The 22,132-nt window shown below is 72.2% G+C and carries 16 protein-coding genes; 9 read left to right on the top strand and 7 right to left on the bottom strand.

Translation table 11 applies throughout. The annotated features are described in order from the left end of the window. Nucleotides 1–23 precede the first annotated feature (23 nt). Together O0S08_RS34245 and O0S08_RS34240 are read left to right on the top strand one after the other, a co-directional pair. On the top strand, nt 24–1,994 hold the full coding sequence (locus O0S08_RS34245) for a DUF4397 domain-containing protein (RefSeq protein ID WP_269033640.1): 1,971 nt from the start codon (nt 24–26) through the stop codon (nt 1,992–1,994). Nucleotides 1,995–2,431: 437 nt separating this feature from the next. After that, nucleotides 2,432–3,745, top strand: a complete 1,314-nt coding sequence (locus O0S08_RS34240; RefSeq protein WP_269033639.1) for a matrixin family metalloprotease — start codon at nt 2,432–2,434, stop codon at nt 3,743–3,745. A 63-nt stretch (nt 3,746–3,808) separates the two neighbouring features. Here the strand turns inward: O0S08_RS34240 and O0S08_RS34235 are convergent, their stop codons facing one another. Then, the gene (locus O0S08_RS34235; RefSeq protein WP_269033638.1) at nt 3,809–4,375 is read right to left on the bottom strand and encodes an antibiotic biosynthesis monooxygenase family protein; all 567 of its coding nucleotides are present in this window, start codon (nt 4,373–4,375) and stop codon (nt 3,809–3,811) included. Between the two features lie 16 nt (nt 4,376–4,391). Further along, nucleotides 4,392–4,772, bottom strand: coding sequence for a hypothetical protein (locus O0S08_RS34230; protein ID WP_269033637.1), 381 nt, complete (start codon nt 4,770–4,772; stop codon nt 4,392–4,394). A gap of 82 nt (nt 4,773–4,854) precedes the next feature. On the opposite strand from O0S08_RS34230, the gene O0S08_RS34225 reads away from it, so the two are divergent. From O0S08_RS34225 to O0S08_RS34215, 3 genes are all read left to right on the top strand, one after another. Then, nucleotides 4,855–5,880: an AraC family transcriptional regulator gene (locus O0S08_RS34225; RefSeq protein WP_269033636.1), complete on the top strand. Its 1,026-nt coding sequence runs from the start codon at nt 4,855–4,857 to the stop codon at nt 5,878–5,880. Nucleotides 5,881–6,562: 682 nt separating this feature from the next. Next, entirely contained in the window at nt 6,563–6,961 is a 399-nt protein-coding gene (locus tag O0S08_RS34220) for a hypothetical protein (protein ID WP_269033635.1), read from the top strand. Continuing rightward, nucleotides 6,946–7,761 carry a hypothetical protein gene (locus O0S08_RS34215; protein WP_269033634.1) on the top strand — a complete coding sequence of 272 codons (816 nt, stop codon included), beginning with the start codon at nt 6,946–6,948 and terminating at the stop codon, nt 7,759–7,761. The genes O0S08_RS34220 and O0S08_RS34215 overlap by 16 nt, the downstream gene beginning before the upstream one ends. Nucleotides 7,762–7,765: 4 nt before the next feature. Here O0S08_RS34215 and O0S08_RS34210 read toward each other — a convergent pair whose 3' ends face one another. After that, a complete protein-coding gene (locus tag O0S08_RS34210) occupies nt 7,766–8,329 on the bottom strand; it encodes a sterol desaturase family protein (RefSeq protein WP_269033633.1) in 564 nt (187 codons plus the stop codon). Further along, on the bottom strand, nt 8,322–8,669 hold the full coding sequence (locus O0S08_RS34205; protein ID WP_269033632.1) for an XdhC family protein: 348 nt from the start codon (nt 8,667–8,669) through the stop codon (nt 8,322–8,324). Before O0S08_RS34205 ends, O0S08_RS34210 begins: the two co-directional genes overlap by 8 nt. A 779-nt stretch (nt 8,670–9,448) precedes the next feature. On the opposite strand from O0S08_RS34205, the gene O0S08_RS34200 reads away from it, so the two are divergent. The 3 genes from O0S08_RS34200 to O0S08_RS34190 are packed head-to-tail and all read left to right on the top strand — an operon-like array spanning nt 9,449 to nt 12,923. Further along, the gene (locus tag O0S08_RS34200; protein ID WP_269033631.1) at nt 9,449–10,252 is read left to right on the top strand and encodes an aspartyl/asparaginyl beta-hydroxylase domain-containing protein; all 804 of its coding nucleotides are present in this window, start codon (nt 9,449–9,451) and stop codon (nt 10,250–10,252) included. Further along, nucleotides 10,249–11,775 (top strand): cyclic nucleotide-binding domain-containing protein, encoded by a 1,527-nt coding sequence (locus tag O0S08_RS34195; RefSeq protein ID WP_269033630.1) that lies wholly within the window; start codon nt 10,249–10,251, stop codon nt 11,773–11,775. Before O0S08_RS34200 ends, O0S08_RS34195 begins: the two co-directional genes overlap by 4 nt. Further along, on the top strand, nt 11,775–12,923 hold the full coding sequence (locus O0S08_RS34190) for an FAD-dependent oxidoreductase (protein WP_269033629.1): 1,149 nt from the start codon (nt 11,775–11,777) through the stop codon (nt 12,921–12,923). The genes O0S08_RS34195 and O0S08_RS34190 overlap by 1 nt, the downstream gene beginning before the upstream one ends. 8 nt (nt 12,924–12,931) lie before the next feature. On the opposite strand, the gene O0S08_RS34185 is transcribed toward O0S08_RS34190, so the two are convergent. The 3 genes from O0S08_RS34185 to O0S08_RS34175 form a co-directional block, all read right to left on the bottom strand. Continuing rightward, the gene (locus O0S08_RS34185; RefSeq protein ID WP_269033628.1) at nt 12,932–16,624 is read right to left on the bottom strand and encodes a cyclic nucleotide-binding domain-containing protein; all 3,693 of its coding nucleotides are present in this window, start codon (nt 16,622–16,624) and stop codon (nt 12,932–12,934) included. Nucleotides 16,625–17,007: 383 nt separating this feature from the next. Then, on the bottom strand, nt 17,008–17,307 hold the full coding sequence (locus O0S08_RS34180) for a hypothetical protein (RefSeq protein ID WP_269033627.1): 300 nt from the start codon (nt 17,305–17,307) through the stop codon (nt 17,008–17,010). Nucleotides 17,308–17,782: 475 nt separating this feature from the next. After that, complete coding sequence (locus tag O0S08_RS34175) at nt 17,783–20,440, bottom strand: excinuclease ABC subunit UvrA (protein ID WP_269033626.1); 2,658 nt, start codon at nt 20,438–20,440, stop codon at nt 17,783–17,785. A gap of 651 nt (nt 20,441–21,091) precedes the next feature. Here O0S08_RS34175 and O0S08_RS34170 point away from each other — a divergent pair. Then, complete coding sequence (locus tag O0S08_RS34170) at nt 21,092–21,943, top strand: right-handed parallel beta-helix repeat-containing protein (RefSeq protein WP_269033625.1); 852 nt, start codon at nt 21,092–21,094, stop codon at nt 21,941–21,943. The last annotated feature ends 189 nt before the right edge of the window (nt 21,944–22,132 follow it).

Genomic DNA, 22,132 nt, shown 5'->3' with positions numbered 1-22,132 from the left:
CCGGGCTCGGCCATGCTGCTCGCATGTTTAGAAAGAGACTCACGACGATGGGGCCCACGCGCGCTCTCTCCGTGTTTGCAATCACCCTCGCTCTGCTCGGCTGCGGGAACGACACCCGCGATCCCGCGAACGAGACCGGGGCCGAGGTGCGGGTCGTGCATTTGAGCCCGGACGCGCCCAGCATCGATGCGTTCGTCGACGGGCAGGACACTCTGGTCACGAACCTCGCGTTCACGCAGGGCAGCCAGCCGGCGAACGTCGGGGTCGGCCAGCACTCCATCGAGGTGGCGGCCGCCGGTACGGGTGCCGGCGCCGCGGTGGCGACGCTCGCCGAGGCGCTGCTCGAGGAGGGCCGGCGCTACACCGCCTTCGCGTTCGGCGAGCTCGCCGAGGTGCAGGTCAGCGTCGTCGAGGACAGCACCCAGGGGCTCGCCAGCGGCCACGTGCGGGTCCGGGTGGTCCACACCGGCGCCGGCGTCGGCAACGTCGACGTATATGCCATCGGCGCGAGCGGCTCGCCCGATCTGATCGCAGAGAACTTGCGCTACGGCACCTCCGCCGAGCCCGTCGACCTGCCGACGGACCCGTTCGTCGCCGGCCTCGACGTCGACGACGACGGCAACCCCGACCTGCTCTACTCGATCCCCAGTCTGCCGGCGGGCGTCGTCGTCAACGTCTTCGCGACCGTCGACGACGCAGGCGCCGCGTTCCTCCTCGCGCAGCTCCCGGACGGTACGACGCGGATCGACGCGGCGCAGCAGCGGCTCCGCGTGGTCCATCTGAGCCCGGACGCGCCGGCCGTCCAGCCGCTGTTCGCCGGCGCCGCGCCGGCCGAGTTCGGTGAGATCGCGTTCCCTGCGAGCACCGACTATGCGAGCATCTCGGTGCCGTCGGGGACGATCGACATCACGACCGACGGCACGGTCGCGACGTCGGTGCTCAGCGCCGAGCTGACCTTCGAGGAGGGGGCTTCTTACACGGCGGCGGCGATCGGTCGGGTCGCCGAGCTCGGCGCGCTGGTCTTCAAGGACGACCGCGAGGGGCTCGAGGACAGCGAGATCCGGGTGCGGGCCATCCACGGCGCACCGGACATCGGCCCGGTCGACGTGTACCAGGTCGCGGCCGACGGCAGCGCGACCGGCATCCTCTCCGACCTCGACTTCGGCGCCGCGGCCGAGCCGCTCGATCTGCCGCCGGGGGCCTATACGCTCGGCGTGGACGTGAACGACGACGCCAAGCCCGACCTCTACTTCGAGCTGCCGGAGCTGCCCGGCGGGACGCTCGCCAACGTCTACGTGACGCAGGAGGACGCCGGCCAGCCGTTCGTCCTGGCGCAGCTCGACGGGGCCACGACGGCGCGGATCGACGCCAGCGAGTCGCAGGTGCGGGTGCTGCACCTCTCGCGCGACGCGCCGAACGTCGACGTCTACGCGGGCGGCGAGCGCGTCGTCACCGACCTCGCGTTCAAGGACCAGTCGACGTTCCTCACGGTGCCGAGCGGGACGCTCGGGCTCGCCGTCACGGCCGCGGGCATGCCGGTCGAGACCGCCGTCGTCGACGCCGAGGCCAGCCTCCTCCCCGGGCGCGCGTACACTGTCGTCGCGTACGACGACCTCGCCTCGATCGGCGCGCTCGTGCTCGCGGACGACGCCTCGGGGCTGGCGCAGTCGGACATCCGCGTCCCGATCACGCACGTGGCCCCCGAGGTGACGCGCGGCGACATCTACGTCCTGCTGGACGGCGGCACGACGTTCGGCACCCAGCTCGTCGACGACTTCGGCTTCGGCGAGACGCCCGAGGCGATCGACGTGCCGGCGGGGATGTACACCATCGGCTTCGACGCCGAGGCCGACGGCGACGTGCAGGCGATCTTCGACCTCCCGCTGCTCACCCCGGGGACGTACGCGCGCGCCTACGTCTACCAGGAGGCGGACGACAGCGTGGCCGTGCTGGTCCAGCTCGCCAACACCGTCACCGTGGTCCCGGCGAACTAGCTGTTTTATGGGACATGTCCTCTCGGCCATTGTGGCCGAGAGGCGCGGCCGGGGTCCTCGCGCGCGGCGGCGAAGGGCGTCGGGAGAGCGACCTCGAAGGCGCCGCGCCTGGTCGATTCGAATGAGCCGTCTCGTCGCGGGGGTGATTCACCGTCCATTGTGCAATGAGCGGTGAGCGTGTGCCTGACCGGAGTTCAGGCGCGCGGTCCACCGCACCTACCGCGATCGGACCCGCGGTTTCATGCCGTGCTGGCGATGGGCGTGCGGTTTGCCACGGGCGGCGCCGAGTCGGGCCGGAGGCGCGTGGACGGGGTTTCGCCGGGTGCCGTCTCGTCATGCGACGGCGGCGGTGATCCGGTCCGGGTCGACGCGCCGCACATTGGATGGACTCGGCCCCGGCGATATCGGGGCACTTACCAGGAATAAGGAGTATTGCCATGGTTTCTTCATTGCATCACCGTCTCGTGCGACGCGGCCTCGCGGCCCTCGCGTGCTGCAGCTTCACCGTTTCGTGTGTGGCCGACGACGAGCTGCCCGCGCAGGACGAGGACGACGGCGCCCCGGGGGGCGCCGTCGCGGACGAGCTGGCCGACGTGTCCGTGCCCGAGCCGGCGGTCGGCGATCGCGGCGAACAGGTCGCGCGCGCATACGCCTATCTCAAGCAGTACGGTTATTTCCCCAACCCCGAGCTGGAGCGTCTGCCGGGCTGGAAGCCGGTGGTGGAGCGCGAGCCGGAGGACCCGCAGGTGTTCGACGAGGCGCTCGAGGAGGCGGTCGCGAGCTTCCAGGAGGCCCACGGTCTGGTCGTCGACGGCACGTTGAACGCGGAGACCCAGCGGCTCATGTCGGCGCCGCGCTGCGGCTTCCCCGATCACTACGCGCAGCCGCGGCCGCTCAAGGGGCCCGCGCAGTACGCCCCGTCGGGCCAGAAGTGGGGCGACCATCAGGTCCTGTACCGCTTCCGCAACTTCAGCCCCGACCTGTCCCAGGACGACATCCGCGGCGCGGTCGCCGAGGCGTTCGCGCGCTGGAGCGCGGTGACCGACCTGCTGTTCTACGAGGACAGCGACGCCGACATCGAGATCAGCTTCGGCGCCGGCAACCACGGCGACAACTGGCCGTTCGACGGCCAGGGCAGCGTGCTCGCCCACGCCTGGCCGCCGGGGAGCGGCATCGGCGGCGACATCCACTTCGACGAGGCCGAGACCTGGGCGCTCGGCGGCGGCACAGGGGTGATCGACCTGCGCTCGGTCGCCCTCCACGAGATCGGGCACGCGCTGGGCCTGGATCACTCGGACGACACGGAGGCGGTGATGTACGCGTTCTACCAGGATCCGAAGCCCAACCTCCGGCACGACGACGTCCTGGGGATCCAGTCGATCTACGGCGAGCGCCTGACGCTCTCGTGGTCGGCGTGGGGCCCGATCCCGGGCAAGCACTGCATTCAGGTCGCCGAGTACGCCGACCCGTACGCGTGGGACGACAACTACTTCTGCTCCGACAAGGACATCGGCGCGCAGTGGTCGATGTCCGGCCCGATCCCGGGCATGCGGTGCACGCAGATCGTCGAGCCCGCCGATCCGGACACCTGGAACGACAATTACCTGTGCGTCCCGGTCAACAGCAAGTGGTTCTTCAACTGGAGGTACGACGGGCCCGACCGCGGCAACCGCTGCGTGCAATGGCACGAGTTCGCCGACCCGCATACGTGGGACGACAACTTCCTCTGCAGCCTCTACCTGCCGTTCTAGGCGCAGGGCCCCGCCCGCGAATGGCGGGCGGGGCGTTCGCGGCGACGGCAGGTCGTCCTGTTATCAATAGGACGGCGTGGCCGCGGTGGCCCGGGCGATCGCGGTGTCCCAGCCGAGGGGCAGCTCGGCGCGGGTCACCTCCCACGAGGTGACGGTGCCGGTGGTGCTGAACTCCTGGGCCCGCGTCATGCCGGCGACGTGCTCGTCGGAGGCGACGAAGTTCATCATCGCCGTCTGATCGCGCCACACGGTCAGCGTCCGCGCAGTGCCGCACTTCGCCGAGGTCGCGGTCGAGAAGCCGACCAGGCCCGGGTTCGACGTCAGCACCGGGATCATCGCCTGCACCGTCGCGCCGAAGTCCTGCGCCGTCTCGGGCCGCAGCACCAGGAAGGTCGTGCTCGCCACGTACTTGTCCTGCAGCGGCTCCTGCAGGCCGCCCTTGTCGGCGTCGTAGCCGGGGCCGGCGAAGGGCATGGGATCGAGGTCGTCCTCGACGCACGCCGCTTCGCCGCTGCCGGTCGAATCGTCGGCGTGGGTGGTGCCGGAGCTGTCGCTGTCGGCCTCCGTGTCGCCGCAGGCGGCCAGCGCGAGGGTGAGGGAGAGGGGGAGGGCATAGGAATGAATCGACATGGTGATGCTCCTGAGATCAGCGGAGGACCGCGAAGTGCAGCTCGGCGAAGTCGCGCCGGAGCCGCGGTGAGTGGAAGTCGGTGCGCCGGGCCGTGCTGGTGAGCGCGACGTCGGCGCCCACGGGCGGCGCGTCGCCGAGGACGACGGCCCAGCGCAGCTCGCCGTCGCCGCCGCGGACGGCCAGGTAGACGTAGGAGCCGGCCACCAGCCGCTCCTCGATGTGCCCGGCGAGCGCTTGCGGGGCGCTCGCGGTCCCCGGGGCGAGGAATGGGTTCGGTGCGGCCGCGGGCGCCTGGTGCTGGGGGCTGGCATCGGCGACGCCGCAGCTCGCAGTCGCGAGCGCGAGCGCGAGGACGAGCGAAGGAGCGCGAGGCGCTGCTGGATCGGTCGTGGGCATGCTGTTACCGTAGCCGGGCGCGGCAAACCCAGCGATGACCGACCGCGTCAAAGACTTGACCGAGTCCGACAAACCCGCGGTCATGTCGCGACCGCCGGCCGACTTCGACGTGCCGCTCAATACCGCCTGTTGCCCGCCGCTGATCGGCGCGGCGCTGGCCGGGGTCGACGTCGAGGCGCTGCTCGCCGACATCGGCATCGATCGCGAGGCCGCCGACGACGCCGACTACAGCCTGGCGCCGGCCCTGCGCGCGGCGCTGTGGCGCGAATCGTTGCAGCGCAGCCGCGACCCCGCGCTGGCGCTGCACGCCGCCGAGGCCGTCCCCTTCGGCCACTTCGACGTCGTCGATTACGTCGCCAACGAGGCGCCGACCCTCGGCGAGGGGATCGCCGCGCTGGCCCGCTACTTTCGCATCATCCGCGCCGACTTCCACCTGCGCTTCGAGCAGGACGACGACGAGGGCCGCCTCTGGCTCGAGCTGCCGCCGAGCTTCGGACTGGTCGTGCCGTACACCACGGAGTTCACGCTCGGCTGCATATTCACCCGCTTCCGCGGGATCGTCGGGGACGGCTTCGCGGCGACCGAGATCCGGTTCGACTATCCGGCCCCGGGTCACCTCGCCGAGTACGAGCGCGTGTTCGCGTGCCCGCTGCGCTTCGAGGCCGAGGAGACGCTGGTCCGCTTCCCGCGGTCGGTGCTGGCGCTGCCGCAGCCGCGCGCCGACGCCCGCCTGCGGCTGGTGCTCGAGCGGGCCGCCGCGGCCGTGCTCGCCCGCCTGCCGCCGGCCAGCGATCTCACTCAACAATTGCGGCAGGCGCTGAGCGAGGAGCTGCGCGGCGGCACGCCGACCTGCGAGCAGATCGCCCGTCGCCTGGCGATCGGGGTGCGCACGCTGAACCGCCGCCTGCAGGGCGAGGGCACCAGCTTCCAGCAGCAGCTCGCCGACCTGCGCTGCGAGCTGGCGCGCGGCTACCTCGAGGACCGCCGGCTGTCGATCTCCGAGGTCGCCTATTTGCTGGGGTTCTCCGAGCCGAGCGCGTTCCACCGCGCATTCAAGCGCTGGACCGGCCATTCGCCGCAGGCCTGGCGGCGGCGGGCCGCGAATTGAGCGGGGTGACGGCGACCTGGCGAATGCGACGAGGGAGCGGCGATTCCACTCACCGAGGGCGCTCGTTCGATCGACGTCGCATTCGCTCGTCCTCGGTCGCCACGAGCGGCCGGCAGCGCCCGTGAGTGCGCTCGAGAAGGGTGATTCTCTGCGGGGCCGGATCCTCGGGGTCGAGAGGCAGCCTCACGCGCGCCCGCTCGCCCGATTTCACCGAGAACGCCACCTCGACGCTCGCACGAGCTCCTCGCAAGCAGGACACCGCGCCAGGGTACCCGTCGAATTGCGCCCCGCCGCGGACGTCCGTCGGAGCTGCGCCCTCGCTCGGGGGTTGTCCCTCGAGACATGTTCCCTGCAGCGGCCGGCCGAGCAGGGGCTGCGCCAGTTCGCCATGCGTTTCGGGGCAGGGCTCATGGCTCGGCGTGAGCGGGCGGCGGCGGTCGCTCCGTCGTCCGCGCCACCGCGTCCGGCGCGGTCACCTCCGCAGACCCCTCCGCGGGCGGCGCCGGCCCGGCGAGGACAGGATGGCCGCGAATTCCCGGCCTCCCGCTCGACCGCATCCGCGGGACTGGCCAGGAGGAGTGCGACGATCTGCCGCATGGGCCTCGCTCGTGGAGGAGGCGCCGACGTGCGACACGGTGACGCAGGCGTGCGCCGCTGCGCGAGACCTCGGCATCCTGGCGTCATGCGAAGCTGCCGTCTCCTGCTGGGCCTCACCGCCGCGCTCGTCCTCTTCGTGACCTCGGGTTGCGAGCACGGCCACGATCACGGCGAGGGCACCCCGTCGGGCGCCGATTGCCCCGAGGACTCGACGCTCACCTGGGACAGCTTCGGCAAGGACTTCATGAGCAACTACTGCACGCGCTGTCACAGCACCTCGCTGTCGGGCTCGCAGCGGAGCGGGGCGCCGTCGGATCACAACTTCGAGACCGCGGCGCTGGTGCGGGAGCAGCTCGAGCACATCGACGAGGGGGCCGCCGCGGGCCCGGACGCGGTCAACACCGCGATGCCGATCGGCGATCCGCAGCCCACCGAGGACGAGCGGCGCCAGCTGGGTGAGTGGATCGCGTGCGGCGCGCCCTGATCGTCGCGGCGGCGCTGCTGTGGGCCACGCCGGCGCGGGCGGAGCAGTGTCACGGCTGGAGCGGCACCACCTGGCGCAACCCGGGCCTCAGCGTCGGCGTGCGCATGGACGCGGCCGGCTATCGCAACCGCAGCTACGAGGGCGACTTCGAGGGGCTCGCGCCGATGCTCGGCTACAGCCACCGGCGCGTCTCGGTCCAGCTGACGCTGCCGGCCTATCGCCTGGTGCGCAACGGCCTGGCTCACGTCGGGATCGGCGACCTCGCGCTCGCAGTGCGCGCGCCGATCCCCTCGTGGTCGCATCATCACCTCACCGCGGGCCTCGGCCTCGGCGCCACCTTCCCGACCGGCAGCGCCGACGCCGGCCTCGGCATGGGGCACGTCATGCTCATGCCCGAGTTCTGGTGGCTCGTCGATCGCGGCCGCGTGCAGTTCTCCGGCACCGCGGGCTTCGGCCGCGCGCTGACCCGTTCGGGCGGGGACCACCACGCGCACGGCCCGGCCCCGATCGTCAACCCGATGAACCGGTCCGAGGTCGAGGCGTCGCTGTTCTCGCAGGTCCAGCTGCACCGCCTGCTGTGGCTGCGGCTCGGCGTGTACGGGGCGATGCCGGTCGGCAACGCCAACACCAACGGCGTGACGCGGGTGATCGTCAGCCAGGGGCTCACCTTCGCGGCCCGCGGCTTCGAGCTGTCCGTCGAGCTGCAGGCGCCGCTGGCGGGCGCGCCGTTCCTGGCCCGCGGGGTGGTGCAGGCGGGCTATCGCTTCGACCTGCGACCGCGGCGCAGGCGGCCGACGTGACGGCTCAGCGCCGGCGCGTCGCGAGCAGCACGTCCCACAGCGGGCTGGTGATGCCGAAGTTGCTGCGGATGTCGACGTGGTGGTCGAGGTGCGCGCGCTGGAACGACGACAGCGGGTGCTCCGCCGGCGCGAGCACGTGGGCGGCGACGTGCATCACCTCGTAGCCGAGGTAACCCGCGACGAGGCCGGCCCACAGCGGCGCGACGAGGTCGGAGCCGGTCAGCCAGCTCGCCGCGGCGAGACCCGCCAGCAGCGCGGGCGCGGTGAGCACGAGTGGCTTGGTGATCGGCGTGCGCTCCGGCGCTGCGTGGTGGTCGAAGTGCTGGCGCGCCCCGAACAGCGCGAGTGGGTGCGCCGGCGGCAGGTGGAAGGCGAATCGGTGCAGCAGGTACTCGAGGAGGGTCCAGAGCGCGAGCCCGACGAGCCACGCGCCCGCGGACGTGACGAACGGGAGCGCGCTCGCGCGGACGCAGAGCCACGCCTCGCCGACAGTCAGGGCCGCGAAGGTCAGGCAGTGCTGCGGACAGGCGAGCAGCCGCAGGAGCCGCGCGGACCGGCGCTCAGACATGGTCCTCCGCGCCGGGCGGGGCCAGGTATTCGACGAACACGTCCATGCTGCCGCCGCAGCACATGCCGAGGTCGCGCACGAGGTTGGCCGCGACCCGCCGCGGACGCCGGTCGTCCAGGACCGCGCGGCACGCCGCCAGCACCTGGGCCTCGATCGCTCCGCCCCCGACGGTGCCGCACATCTGGCCGTCGTCGTGAAGCAACAGCCGCGCGCCGATCACCTGCGGCGCCGAACCGCTGCGACCGATCACCGTCGCCAGCGCCGCGGGTCGGCGATCGACGCCGTCGAGCACCGCGGTGATCGCGGTGAAGATCGCGAGGTTGGCGGTCGAGAGGGACACGCGGCGCGACCCTATCCCGGTTCGCCTCACGACCGGACATCGCGGCGTTCGCGGTGAACGTGGGCTCCCTCTCGCGCCGCGCGGACCGCGACCCGCCATGACGCGACGAACAGCGGCCCCCCGAGCGCGAGCCGCGAAATGGCCGGTCGTTCGCCGGCGAGGCGGAAGCTGGCCGATAGGACAGGTGTTCGTTTCGGCGAATCTCCTCCGCGCCGGAGACCTCCCGCGCCGCGAAGCGACAATGCAATCACCCTATTCATGGGAGCAGGCCTCGCCCGAATGGTGGGAGCGGGGCTCGGCCGAAGTTCGTGAGAGCGACTCGTCGAAGCGCACGGACCCGACGCTGGACCGTGGCGTGCTCGTGACGAGGTCGGCCACGTGCAGCCGTCCTCACTCGGCCGGCGGAGCGCCGCGGGTTCGCGCCGCGCTGGCGAGGTTCAGCGAGTGCGGACGGCCGCCGGGTCGTCGCTAGCGGCAGCATCACCGATCGTTCGCGCGCGTTCGCGGCCGGCGTGCCGTCGACGTCCGCGTCGGCGGGGCCGCGGCCCTGGCTCGACGCGAATGACATGCCGCGCGGATAAGGGTGTTTCTCCGGGTCGGCAGGATCGACCGGCGAGTTTTGCCGGCCGATTTTGCCGACTCGCCGATCGGCCGCGAGCGAACGCGGGGCTGCACGCGCCGCTTGCCTCGAGAATGGCGTCGCCGTAGAGTCCAGGCCGCGGTGGCTCGATTGTTGCTGGGCACCCGCGCGAGACAACTGTCAGCAGGCGATCATCCGTATGAAAACAGGAATTCCCGAGGTCGATCGAGGCATCGCCGCGGTCGCGGCCGCCGCAGCGGAGCGTTACGGCGCCGCCGCGGTCGCCCGCATCGCGGCCAGCACCCTCTCCAGCTTCGAATCGGCCGCCGTCGCGGACGAGCGGCAGCGGCCGACTTGGGTGCACACGCCGGGGCTGACCGCGCGGCCGTTCTGGACGCGCGAGCAGTGCGGGCGGCTCACGGAGATGATCGTGGCGTTCGAGGCCGGGCGCGAGGCGATCGCGGCCGAGATCCGCGAGCTCGACACCTCGCGCATGGGCGTGCCGTATGATCACCTGTCCGTCGAGCCGGAGCGGATCCGCGGCTGGAAGAACCTGTTCTTCTTCAAGGACTATCAGCCCGATCTCGAGCTGCTGGAGCGCGTGCCGACGATCAAGGCGATCACCGATCGCTTCGGCCCGGCCCAGCTCGACCGCTTCGAGCTGTTCCTCTCGGTCCTCGAGCCCGGGACCCACATCCCGCCGCACTTCGGCGGCAGCAACGCCAAGTTGACGCTGCACCTGCCGCTGGCGGTGCCGCCGGGCGACACCGCGATCCGCGTCGACGACGAGACGCGCGGCTGGGCCAGCGGCGACATGGTGATCTTCGACGACACCTTCGACCACGAGGCCTGGAACCGGACCGACCAGCAGCGCGCGGTCCTGCTGCTCAAGGCGTACCACCCGGAGCTCACGGTCGAGGAGATCGGGGTGCTCGAGATGTTCGCGCCGCTCAGCGCCAAGGTGTACCGCGAGCTGCTCAAGACGAAGGGGCGCGGGCAGTGAACGCGCCGGTCGGAAAGCGGCGCGAGCGGGTGGTCCGCAGCGAGGCGGTGGTCCCGGCGACGATGTCGGCGGCCGAGCGTGACGCGCTCGCCGACGCGCTGCTCGCGGTCTACGCCGAGATCTTCGCCGGGGCGACCCGCGAGTACATCGTCCACGGGATGGTCTCGCCGAAGTCGGAGTTCACCACGATCCTGCTGCACCGCAACGCGGAGGACCGGATCGTCGGCTACTTCGCCATTCACTTCCTCGAGCGTCGATTCCGCGGCGTGCCGACGACCGTGGTCCGCTCGTCGGTCGGCATGCTCCGCGCCTATCGCGGGCGCAACGCCAACATCGGCTGGGCGCTCGGCGTGCTGCTGAAGCAGCGGCTGGCGCACCCGGGGCGGCCGATGTACGGCATGGGCTCCTTCGTCCACCCGTCGAGCTACTTGCAGGTGGCGCGCTACGTCGACGTGTTCTGGCCGCGGCCGGAGGAGCCGGTGCCGCCGGACATGCACGACTTCATCGTCGAGCTGGCCGACGAATTCCAGATGCGGCGGATCGACGCGGAGCAGCCGCTGATCCGCGCCGGGTCGATGCCGACGCGCGAGAGCGAGGCGGAGCGCGACTACTGGCGGCGCTCCGACAAGCCGGCGGTGCGCTTCTTCATCGCCATGAACCCGGCGTACAGCCAGGGCAACGGCCTGGTGACGATGTTCCCGATCACCGCCTCGATGCTCACGGGCATCGCCTCGCGGATCGCCCGCGAGCGGGCCAGGTTGCTGATGGAGGGGACGCTGGCGGTGGTGCAGCGGCTGCCGCTCGTCGATCGATTGCTGCGACCGCGCGCGGTGCGGCGGCAGCTCCAGGCGGTGCCGCTGTTCGCCGCGCTGGACGGCGCCGACCTGCAACGCGTGGTCGAGCTGGCGTCGGTCGTGGCATTGCCCGCCGGGCACACCCTGTTCCGCGAGGGCGACGCGGGCGACGAGCTGTACGTCGTGGCCCGCGGCGCGGTGGCGGTGCAGGCGACCGCCGCCGAGGGCGAGGGGATGATCGACCAGCTCGGCTCGGGCTCGCTGTTCGGCGAGATCGCGGTGCTGGCCGGCGGCCGTCGCCGGGCCACCGTGCGCACGGTGATTCCCACCACTCTGGTGCGGATCCCCGGGCCCGCCCTGCGCGCGGCGATGCAGCGCGCGCCGCTCGGCGAGGCCATCTGGGAGGTCTTCGCGGCCCGGATCTTCGACGACCACCTGCGCGCGGTCGGCCGTCACCGCCAGCTCGGCCGCGACGAGCGGTTCGCGTGGGCCCGGCGCGGCCGCACCGCCGAGCTCGAGGCCGGCGTTCGGCTGCCCGTGGTCGACGCTGCGTTCGTGATCGTCGCCAGCGGTGACGTGCTGGTCGAGCAGGGCGGGGCGCAGCTGTCGGCGCAGGCGCCGGTGGTGGTCGAGGTGACGCCGTCGACCGTCGTCAAGGCGACGACGCGCGCGCGCACGGTCCACGTGCCGCGGCTCGAGGAGGCGCGACCGACCGCGGAGGCCTCGTGATGCGCGCGCAGTACGACGTGATCCTCGTCGGCGGGGGCCCGAGCGGCACCACCTGCGCGCGCGAGCTGGCGGCGCGCGGGGCCTCGGTCCTCCTCGTCGACAAGAAGAGCCCGGGCTGGCACAAGCCGTGCGGCGGCGGCATCCCCGAGGTGTTGTTCGAGCCCTACGGGATCCCGGGCGCGCTCGGCTTCTCGACCCCGAAGGTGCGGGTGCGCGACGCGGTCCAGCGGCTGCTGACGATCCCGATGCGCTACCGCACCGTGTATCGCAACCGCTTCGACGAGCACCTGGCCGAGGCCGCGCGGGCGGCCGGCGCCGAGGTGCTGTTCGACACCATGCTCCTCGACGTCGAGCGCGACGCCGACGGCTTCACCGTGCGCACCTCGAAGGGCGCGGCGCGGGCGAAGTTCCTGGTCGGCGCCGATGGTTGCATGTCGACGGTGCGGCGCAAGCTGTTCCCCGAGCAATTGCCGGAGTCGATGTGCGGCATCGCGGTCGAGCACTGGTATCGCACGAGGCACGGCATCACCTCGCTCGACTTCTACGTCGAGCCCGACCTGCTCGGCACCGGCTACGCCTACGTGTTCCCCAAGGACCCCGAATTGCTGGTCGTCGGTATCGCCGGGATCGCGGTCGACAAGCCGCGCGCGGTGCTCGAGCAGCTGCTGGCGCGCCCGCGCTATCGGGCGCTCGTCGGCGACCTCCCGGTCGCCGCGGTGCACGGGGCGCGGATCCCCTATCGCCACCTCTCGCGCCTCCGCGACGGTCGGCTGATCTTGATCGGCGACGCCGCGGGCCTCAACACGCCGATCATCTTCGCCGGCATCCCGATCGCGCTGCACTCGGGGCGGATCGCGGGCGAGGCGATCGCCGAGGCGCTCCAGACCGGCTTCGACGCGCCGCTGGATCGCTACTCGCTCGCCAGCCTGCGCGCGTCGAGTCTGGGGTTTCAGCTCTGCCACGCCTTCTACGACGAATTGCTGAAGCACCGCCGGCCGCCCTCGTTCGCCACGCTGGCGCGCCCGCTGTGGCGGCGGCCGCTGTCGTTGCCGACCGCGTTCGTGATCCATCGCGCGCTGAGTCGATTGGTCGATCGCCTCGACGTCGAGCGGATGGCCGCGGTCTTCGGCGTCGCCGCTGCGCCGTGAGCGGCGCCTCAGCGGACGCCGAGCGCCGCGGCGAGGAGCTGTTCGACGCGCACGCCGGCCGGATCGGGCCCGTCCTCGCCGCGGAGGCGGCGCTCGGCGTGGAGGCGGGCCGGGCAGATCCGCAGCGACGGCGGCAGGCGGGGCACCGCGGCTCGCAGGGCCCGCTCGAGCGCGGCGCCGGCGGCTCGCTCGAGCGGCCCCTCGTCCATGCCGTAGGCGGTGCGCAGGGTCGGCGGCAGCCAGCGCGCGGTGAGCCGGCGCAGGACCGCGAAGGCCGGCTCGCTCGCCCGCGTCGGCGCGGTGAGGACCGCGCGCGCCAGCTTCCGCGAGTGCTCGCTGACATGGAGGATCTCGGACGCGAGCACGCCGTCGACATAGGCGCGGAAGGCTCGCCAGTCGGCGGGCTGGCGGTCGCGCGGGATCCCGAACAGGCCGTACATCCGCGCCGCCTCGGCGACCAGGCGGTCCTTGTCGGCGAGCGACAGCGGGCCGACCAGCGATTCGTAGGTGTGCACGGTGGTGTCGGTCACCGTGGCCGCGACCCACAGCAGCAGCGGGATCTGGTTGGCAGAGTAGCGATCGCCGGCGCGGAACGGGCCGGACGTGCGGGCGTAGCGGCCGGACACGCGGGCGTGTTTCTCGTGGATCGTGCGGGCCATTCGCAGCAGCGTCGCGCCGTCGCCGAACGCGAGGCTGTACATCGATTGCAGGGTGCTGTGATAGCGCTGGCCGGCGTCGGAGAGGAAGCTCGAGTGCTCGGCGAAGCCCTGCGCGGCGGGGTGGGCGAATTGCATGAGCAGCGCCCGCGCCCCGCCGAGGATCGCCACCGATTCGCCGTACACCGACCAGGTGGCCGACTCGGGGCCGACCAGGCTGCGCGCGCCGTCGACGTGGCGCGGCGCGTCGAGCGAGGCCTCGAGGCCGTCGAGGTCGACCTCGTCGGCGGCCGCCGGAGCCTCGGTGGCCGGGTCGGCGAGGAGTCGGCGCACCAGCGGCACGCAGCCGCCGCACACGCCGCCCGCGCCGGTGCGGGCGCACACCGCCTCGGCGCTGTCGCAACCTGTCCCTTGAAGCACCTGCAGATCGGCGCGGGTGAGGCCGACGCAGCCGCACAGCAGCCGGCGCGGGCCGGAGCTCGGGGCGCCGAGCTCGCCGGTCCAGCGGAAGCGCTCGAGCTCGCCGAGGGTCAGCGGCCGGTCGCTGCGCAGGCGCTCGCCGTACGCGGCCGCGGGCCCGAGGTCGCCCTCGAGCAGCAGCGACAGCGGGCGATCGCCGCGGACCTCGAGCCGTCGCCGCGAGCCTGCGGGGGCGCGCGCGTGCTCGAGCTGACCGGTCGGCGGCCCGCCGCCGTCGTGCGCGGTGAGCAGCAGCAGCGGCTCGTCGACCAGCTTGGTCGCGGTGAACAGGCGGCCGTCGGGCAAGCGAGTCACCGCGGTCATGCTCGCGCGTCCCTCGTACGAGCCGCAGTGCACGGTCGTCCCGCCGGCGCCGTGGACCGCGGAGACGGTCGCCAACAGATCGCGCAGGCGCGAATGCCCGGCGGTCCAGGCCGCGAACTCGCCGGCGTCGACGCGGTGGGCCACCACCGCGGTCTCGGCGATCACCGTCGCGGTGCGCGGCGTGTGCATCAGCAGCGCCCGCTCGCCGACGCACTCGCCCGGGCCGACGCGATCGACGGTCACCCCGCCGCGATCGATCCGCAGGGCGCCCTCGACCACGAACCATGCCGCGTCGCCGACCTCGCCCTCGCGCATGATCACCGCGCCGGCGGGCAGGTGGTGGATCGCCACGGCGCTCGCGGGCGCGTCGGCCCACGCGGCGCGCAGCTGCGGCGCCAGATCGTCGCGCACGCCGCCCGCGGGCGGTGCCGCGGCGAACAGCTGCGGTCCGGCCAGGGTCGCGAACACCGGCCCGGGGACGCGCAGCAGGTCGCTCGGGGCGGCCACGCGGGCCCTCGCGGTGCGTCGCCCCGAGTGCGCGGGGTCGAAGCCGCGTTCGCCGAAGCACTCGCCGGCGCCGAGGGTGGTGACGACGACATCGTCGACGCAGATCTCCACCGCGCCCGAGCGCACCAGATAGAACGCGTCGGCGACGTCGCCGGCGGCGAACAGGCTCTGGCCGCGCAGCGCCCGGAGCGGCCGCGCAGCGGCCAGCAGCGCCGCGAAGGTCTCGTCGCTCAATCGTGCCAGCAGCGGGTGCACGCGGAATTGCCGGGACTCCGCCGCCGGGGCGGTCATCGCCGGCAGGCGGACGATTCGCGCGGTTGCGAGTGCGGTGAGTCGCAGCTCGTCGCCGACCGCGAGCAGCAGCGGCGCGCGGCCGCGGATGCGGGTCGGACCGCGCTCGCAGTCGACCTCGCCGCCGGCGACGAACACGTGGCCGACGCCGCGCCACGCCTGCGACTCGCCGGCGGCCACGATCGCGGGGATGCCCCGGCGCAGGTGCTCGCGTCGCGACTCGCGCGTGGTCCCGGCGAACGCCGCCTCGCCGGCGGTGACGTCGTCGAAGCGGCGCTCGCTCAGGCGGCCCCACAGACTCGCCGTCAGCGCGGGATCGGCGGCCATGACCGCGTGCAGCTGGGCGCGGGCGATCCGCACCAGAGTCGCCGGCGTCGCGGCGCGCACGGTCATCGAGCGCGGCTCGCCGGTGAGCGCCGCGATCTCGCCGAACACCTCGCCGGAGCCGAGGCGGTCGAGCACCTGCGCCTCGCTCGCCGCGCCCGGCGCGACGATCAGCACCTCGCCGCCGGCGATCACGAACAGGTCGCCGCTGCTGTCGCCGCGCTCGACCAGCACCCGCCCGGCCGGCACCTGCACGAGCTCCGCGCGCTCGGCCAGGTTCTCCAGCTGCGCCGGCGTCAGGCCCTCGAACAGCGGCACTGCGCGCAGCCGACCGACGATCGCGGCCGGGACCAGCCAGCGCGACAGCAGCGGCAGGCCGCGGGCCCGGTCGGCGGCGGCCTCGAGCTCGCGCGAGCTCGCCTGCGCGGCGGACCGGACCGTCGCCGCCGCGATGTCCTTCACGCCGAGCGGCACCAGTGCGAGCAGCCCGTGGCCCTGGTCGTAGTCGGGGTTGGCCGCGACGAAGAAGCGCACGTCGGGGCGCGCGCTGCGGCGCCAGAACGTCCGCTCGGCCTCGGTCTCGCGCGCGGCCCAGCCGACGCGGCGCACCAGCGGATCGTCGCCGACCCGCGCGAGCCCGCAAGCCTCGGCCAGCTCGGCCATCAGCGCCCGCGTCGCGTCGTCCGGCGCGCGCCCCGGGCCCGGCCGGATCGGGCCCAGGGACCGCGCCAGCCGCTCGTAGCCGGCCGGATGCACCAGGCAGCCGAGGTAGGCCAGCGGCCGCTGCGGGGCCTGCAGGGCCAGAGTGCGCGCGGTCTTGAGATCGAGGCCGAACGCGAGGCCGTCGCCGTACTCGCGCAGCAGGCCGCCGTCGCCGCAGAGGATCGCGCAGCCGCGTCCGCCGAGCTCGCGCCGGAACTCATGCCCGGCGAAGTAGCCGACGACCTCGCCGGCGGCGGTGCGGTGGACGACGATCACGGGCCGCTCGCCCCTCGCGGCGCCGATCCGGGCGGCGAATGCCTCGCGGCTGGCGCCGGCGAAGCACGCCTCGTGGACGCGAAACAGGTCGTCGAACAATCGCCGCCGCTCGCCGGCCGCCAGCGACGCGAGCGCAATGACATCACTGCGAGCCACCCTCATCGCGGAGAAGATACGGCCGATCGGAGGTGAGCCGCAAGTTCGAACACGACCAGCAGATGTCCAGATCTGGCCACCGCGGGCTCGAGAATTCGTGCGACTGCATGATGTCGAGCGCGCCCGTGCGGCTATGTCTATTGTACGGATCGCGAGGCCCGGCGCCCGCGAGCGAGCGGTCGAAGCCGGGCGAGGATGAACGGGTGACGGCCGGCCATGGCCCAGGGCGGGCGAGCGTCGAGCGGAAAGCGGCCGGCGGGCTCTACGTCGTGTAGGGCCCGCCGGCGCAGCCATTGTGAACGATCGACCGTCCCTCGGCAGGCACGAGCGCCTGGTCGAGGTCAGTTTCTACGCGTCATTCGCCGCGCTCTCGGCCGATGGCGGCGAGGCTACTCGGCGGATTCGTCGCTCTGCGCGCCCTCGGCGGAGTCGCACGGGGTCGGGCCGGAATCGATCGATTCGTAGCAGATGCCCTCGACCGCGTCGTAGACCATCTCACTGGCGACGGGCATCGGCTCGTCGTCGGTGCACGTCGGGGTGCAGGTCTCGCAGATCGGGGGCGGATCGAGGCTCTGGCAGACCGTCGCGCCGCAACAGATCGCCGCGGAGGCCGAGCCCTCCGTCGGGCCGAGGGCGCCGAAAGCCAACACCATGGTCAGAGCGGGCAACACGAGAGAAAGGAAACGCATGATAACCTCCAGATTCACTGTCAGGCCGTCGGACTCGACCCATTCGCGCCCGACGGTTTATTGATTATTTCAGACGACGCACGATAGTCAAGGCATCGCCGCGCCGCCGCCTGCAGATCGTCTCACGCCATTCGCTCGGGGCGTCTCGGAGGCCGCCGATGGCGTTACTCCTACTGGCGCGATCGTTCGACCGTTCGCTGCATTCCGCCCGACAATCGCCGGTGCCCGGGCATCTCGATGAGGTGCCGTCGTCGTCAGGATCGACCCCCTATGCGCGAGCGGGCGTGATCGTTCGACCACTCGCTGAATGTTCGGCACAATTGCCGGGGACCGGTCGATTCGGCGGCGCCATGCTTCATGGAGCTGCCGGGATCCATCGATACGATCGCCCGGCGCGGTCGTCCCGCGCGGAACTGGCCGCGTGTCGACGACCCCAGGTCCTCCGAGTCATCGCCCGCGCGGCCGCGAGGCGCTTTCAGCCGCGCTCGCGCGCCTCGCCGAACTGCCGCCGCAGATAGGGGGCAGTGCGGCTCTCCTTCACCGCGCACACGACCTGCGGCGGCCCGCTGGCGACCACGCGGCCGCCGGCCTCGCCCGCGCCGGGGCCGATGTCGATCACCCAGTCGCTGGCGGCGACGATCCGCAGGTCGTGCTCGACCAGCACCACCGTATTGCCGGCGTCGACCAGGCCCTGCAGGCGCGCCATCAGCTTGTCGACGTCGGCCGGGTGGAGGCCCGTGCTCGGCTCGTCGAGGACGTACAGGGTGTCGCCGCGCTGCGCCCGCTGGAGCTCGGTCGCCAGCTTGATCCGCTGGGCCTCGCCGCCCGACAGCTCGGTGGCGGGCTGGCCGAGCCGGAGGTAGCCGAGGCCGATGTCGTGAAGCAGCGCGAGCGGCCGGTGCACCGAGGGTTCTTCGGCGAAGAAGTCGCGCGCCTCGTCGACGGTCATGCGCAGGACCTCGGCGATGTTCTTGCCGCCCCACGTCACCTGCAGCGTCTTCTCGTTGTAGCGCGCGCCCTGGCAGGTCGGGCACGGGGCGTACACGCTCGGCATGAACAGCAGCTCGACGCTGACGAAGCCCTCGCCCTCGCAGGTGTCGCAGCGGCCGCCGGCGACGTTGAACGAGAAGCGCCCGGCGTCGTAGCGCCGCGATCGCGCCGTCGGCGTGGCGGCGAACAGCTTGCGCACCGCGTCGAACAGGCCGGTGTAGGTGGCGAGGTTCGAGCGCGGGGTGCGACCGATCGGCCGCTGGTCGACCCGCACGAGCCGCTTCAGGCCCTCGAGGCCGGCGTGGATCCTGCCGGTCGTCGCGGTCGCCACGCGCGGCCCCGCGGCGTCGTCCTCGTCCTCCTCCGCGGCCACCGCCTGGCCGAGGCGCTCGCCGACCAGCTCGACCAGCGCCTGACTGACGAGGCTCGACTTGCCCGAACCGGACACGCCGGTGACCGCAGTCAGGGCGCCGAGCGGGAAGCGGACGTCGAGGCCGCGCAGGTTGTTGCGGGTGACGCCGCGCAGCTCGAGCCAGCCGACCGGCTCGCGCGGCGTCCTCGTCTCCGCCGCCGGCGGCGCGAACAGGTAGCGGGCGGTCTGCGAGCCGGACACGCCCGCGAGGCCCGCCGGCGGCCCGCTGTAGAGCACCTCGCCGCCGTGCTCGCCGGCGCCCGGCCCGACGTCCACCAACCAGTCGGCGCGCCGCATGGTGTCGAGGTCGTGCTCGACGACGAACAACGAATTGCCGGCGCGTCGAAGTTGTTCGAGCGCCTGCAGCAACGCCTCGTTGTCGGCCGGGTGCAGGCCGGCGGTCGGCTCGTCGAGCACGTACACCACGCCGAACAGGTTCGAGTGCAGCTGGGTCGCCAGCCGCAGCCGCTGCAATTCACCGGAGGACAGGGTCGGGGTGCTGCGATCGAGCGCCAAATAGCCGAGGCCGAGCTGCTGCAGCGTGGCGATCCGCCCCAGCAGATCGTGGGCGATGCGCTGGGCGGCGAGCCGCTTCTCGGGCGACGAATCAGGGGTCCGGCGCACGTCGGGCGCGCCGGCGTGGGCCGAGCCGCCGGCGGCGACACGTCGCGCGGTGTCGCGGCGCGCGGCCGCCCGGCTCACGCCGGACTTCTTGCCCGCAGGGGCCTCGTCGAAGCGGCCCTCCGCGGCCGGTGCGAGCACCTCCGCCAGGCGATCGAGGGGCAGCTGCGACAGCTCGCCGATGTCGAGCCCGGCGAAGGTCACGGCCAGCGCCTCGGGCTTGAGGCGCTTGCCGTGACACACCGGGCAGACCGTGCCGGTCATGAACCGCGCGACGCGCCGCTTCATCAGCGCGCTCTGGGTGGTGGCGAAGGTGTGGAGCACGTAGCGGCGCGCGCCCATGAAGGTGCCCTGGTAGCTCGGCTCGAGCTTCTTGCGCAGCGCCGCCCGCGTCTCGGCCGGCGAGAAGCCGGCGTACACCGGCACCGTCGGCTGCTCCTCGGTGTAGAGGATCCAGTCGCGGTCCTTCTTCGGCAGCTCGCGCCACGGCCGGTCGACGTCGTGGCCGAGGGTCACGAGGATGTCGCGCAGGTTCTGGCCGTGCCAGGCCGGCGGCCACGAGGCGATCGCCCGCTCGCGGATCGACTTGCTGTCGTCGGGCACCATGGCACGCTCGGTGACGTCGTAGACGTGACCGAGGCCGTGACAGTGGGGACACGCGCCCTGGCTGGTGTTGGGCGAGAAGTCCTCGGCGTACAGCATCGGCTGCTTCGCCGGATAGCTGCCGGCCCGCGAATACAGGAGCCGCACCTGGCTCGAGATCGTCGTCACGCTGCCGACCGAGGAGCGCACGCTCGGCGCGCCGCGCTGCTGCTGCAGGGCCACCGCGGGCGGCAAGCCGTCGATGCTGTCGACGTCGGGGACGCCCACCTGATCGATGAGGCGGCGGGCGTAGGGCGCGACCGACTCGAAGTAGCGCCGCTGCGCCTCGGCGTAGAGGGTGCCGAACGCGAGCGAGGACTTGCCCGAGCCCGACACGCCGGAGAAGACGACGAAGGCGTCGCGCGGGACGTCGACGTCGACGTTCTTGAGGTTGTGCTCGCGGGCGCCGCGCACACGGACGCAGCGCATGGCGGAGGGGGCAGCGGCGAGGTCGTCGGGCCGTGGCATCGCTGGCAGGAGGGTAGCCGCGATCGGCGGCGCGGCCGACGTCGCCCGCGCGTGCGCAGGCAGACGGCCGGGGCGGCGGAGAGCCGCCGAGACGTCCGCGCGGCGGAGAACGCGTGGGCCGCGAGGTCCACGCGAAGCGCCGACGACGGCTCGGGCGACGACTCGCTCGCGAGCACGGCGAGGCTCGCGTTCACGGCTCGCGGGTGTCATGGCAGGACGTCGAACGCCCGGCCTGCGACTTTCGGTGATGCAGTCGCCGCAATGCCGCTCTCGACATTCACGCCACCCGCACGGCGAGCGTTGCACTTCGGCCTCGAAGCGGACGGCGTCAGCGCGACGCTCTCTGGCTGTGCGCGATGTCATGTGCCGGCGCGGGATCTGTGTCTTCTCGCGCCGAGCCGGATCCGCTGGATCGCTCGCGCCATCATGACGTGCGCGTGGCCGGTCGCATCCCGGCGGGCACCACGCACCTGACGTCCGCGCGTGTCGAACTCGCGGCGCAATGCTTGACGGATGCATCGATCTCTCGCTCCCGGAGACTCCGGGCAAACCGGCTTGACGGCGAGCGGAGGGGCTACAACTTTTGCTACCCGCGAGCGGAGGGCTCGGAATGCTGTCACTACGGGCTCCGCGAACAGGGAGGGGAAAGCAATGAGGACCAGCGCACGAAATGCCATCCACCGTACCACGCCGCGACTGACGATTCTCGCCGGGCTTGCGAGCATCCTGCTGAGCGCGGCCCCAGCCAGCGCAAAGGTGACGAAGATCGAGAGCTGCTCGACGATCGACACGGCAGGGATTTACCTGCTCACCGACGACCTGAGCTGTGAGGGGGACGGCATCGTCATCACGGTGGGCAACGTCCAGCTCAACGGAGGCCACCATCGGATTACCAGCACGACGGGCACCGGCGCCGGCATCGTGCTGCAAGGGCCGCTGGCGGATGTCGTCATCCACAACATGTTCGTCCAGGGCTTCAACACCGGCATGCGTATCGAGGACGCGAGCCACGTCTCCGTCATGAACACCAGGGTCGAAGACAGCGCCATGGATGGCATCGACGTGTTCGGCTCCGTCGACGTCACCTTCGGACCCGTCGCCGCGTCCGGGAACGGACTCAACGGGATCGCTCTGTTCGGCAGCAGTGGTGTCCTCATCCGGAACGGTACGTACGACCTCAACGGCGCCGACGGAATCCTCGTCGACGAGCACAGCCACGACAACGTGATTCACGCCGTCTTCGCCCGCAACAATGGGTATGACGGGATCGAGGTGGACGGGGATGACAACGTCCTCCAGGCCAACACCGCCGAGGAGAACGGCGCCATTGGCATCGACTTGGCCGCTGGTGCCATCGATAACGATCTTTTGGCCAACTTTGCCCTGGGCAACATGATCTTCGACATGGCTGACTCCAACCCCACCTGCGTGAACAGCTGGAAGAGCGCACGCTTCGAGACCGACAACGAGCTGGATGGCCGCAAGTCCGGGTGCATCCAGTAGCCGTTGAAGTCGAACGCCGCGCGGCGAATAAGCGCACTTGGCAGCGCTTCCGTGTTGTCCCGCTCGAGGACAAGGCCGTCGCGCTCGACGGCATTCGCGGCGCACGCAACGATGAGGAACATCGACCCGATCATGAAGCCACGTCAGGCCTCCCCGGCGGCTGGTGGCTTCCCTCGTGGCTGCGCATTC

The organism is Nannocystis punicea (assembly GCF_026965555.1).
Lineage (GTDB): Bacteria > Myxococcota_A > Polyangia > Nannocystales > Nannocystaceae > Nannocystis > Nannocystis punicea.
The sequence above is the reverse complement of the archived record's forward strand: the minus strand, read 5'-3'. Positions and strand labels throughout refer to the sequence as shown.

What these genes read in the sequence shown, in the direction of transcription:
- O0S08_RS34235 (WP_269033638.1), bottom strand. Translation starts at nt 4,375, where the DNA reads ATGTCGATTCATTCCTATGCCCTCCCCCTCTCCCTCACCCTCGCGCTG.
- O0S08_RS34170 (WP_269033625.1), top strand. Translation starts at nt 21,092, where the DNA reads ATGAGGACCAGCGCACGAAATGCCATCCACCGTACCACGCCGCGACTG.
- O0S08_RS34210 (WP_269033633.1), bottom strand. Translation starts at nt 8,329, where the DNA reads ATGTCTGAGCGCCGGTCCGCGCGGCTCCTGCGGCTGCTCGCCTGTCCG.
- O0S08_RS34220 (WP_269033635.1), top strand. Translation starts at nt 6,563, where the DNA reads ATGCGAAGCTGCCGTCTCCTGCTGGGCCTCACCGCCGCGCTCGTCCTC.
- O0S08_RS34200 (WP_269033631.1), top strand. Translation starts at nt 9,449, where the DNA reads ATGAAAACAGGAATTCCCGAGGTCGATCGAGGCATCGCCGCGGTCGCG.
- O0S08_RS34185 (WP_269033628.1), bottom strand. Translation starts at nt 16,624, where the DNA reads ATGAGGGTGGCTCGCAGTGATGTCATTGCGCTCGCGTCGCTGGCGGCC.
- O0S08_RS34225 (WP_269033636.1), top strand. Translation starts at nt 4,855, where the DNA reads ATGTCGCGACCGCCGGCCGACTTCGACGTGCCGCTCAATACCGCCTGT.
- O0S08_RS34245 (WP_269033640.1), top strand. Translation starts at nt 24, where the DNA reads ATGTTTAGAAAGAGACTCACGACGATGGGGCCCACGCGCGCTCTCTCC.
- O0S08_RS34180 (WP_269033627.1), bottom strand. Translation starts at nt 17,307, where the DNA reads ATGCGTTTCCTTTCTCTCGTGTTGCCCGCTCTGACCATGGTGTTGGCT.
- O0S08_RS34190 (WP_269033629.1), top strand. Translation starts at nt 11,775, where the DNA reads ATGCGCGCGCAGTACGACGTGATCCTCGTCGGCGGGGGCCCGAGCGGC.
- O0S08_RS34175 (WP_269033626.1), bottom strand. Translation starts at nt 20,440, where the DNA reads ATGCCACGGCCCGACGACCTCGCCGCTGCCCCCTCCGCCATGCGCTGC.
- O0S08_RS34230 (WP_269033637.1), bottom strand. Translation starts at nt 4,772, where the DNA reads ATGCCCACGACCGATCCAGCAGCGCCTCGCGCTCCTTCGCTCGTCCTC.
- O0S08_RS34240 (WP_269033639.1), top strand. Translation starts at nt 2,432, where the DNA reads ATGGTTTCTTCATTGCATCACCGTCTCGTGCGACGCGGCCTCGCGGCC.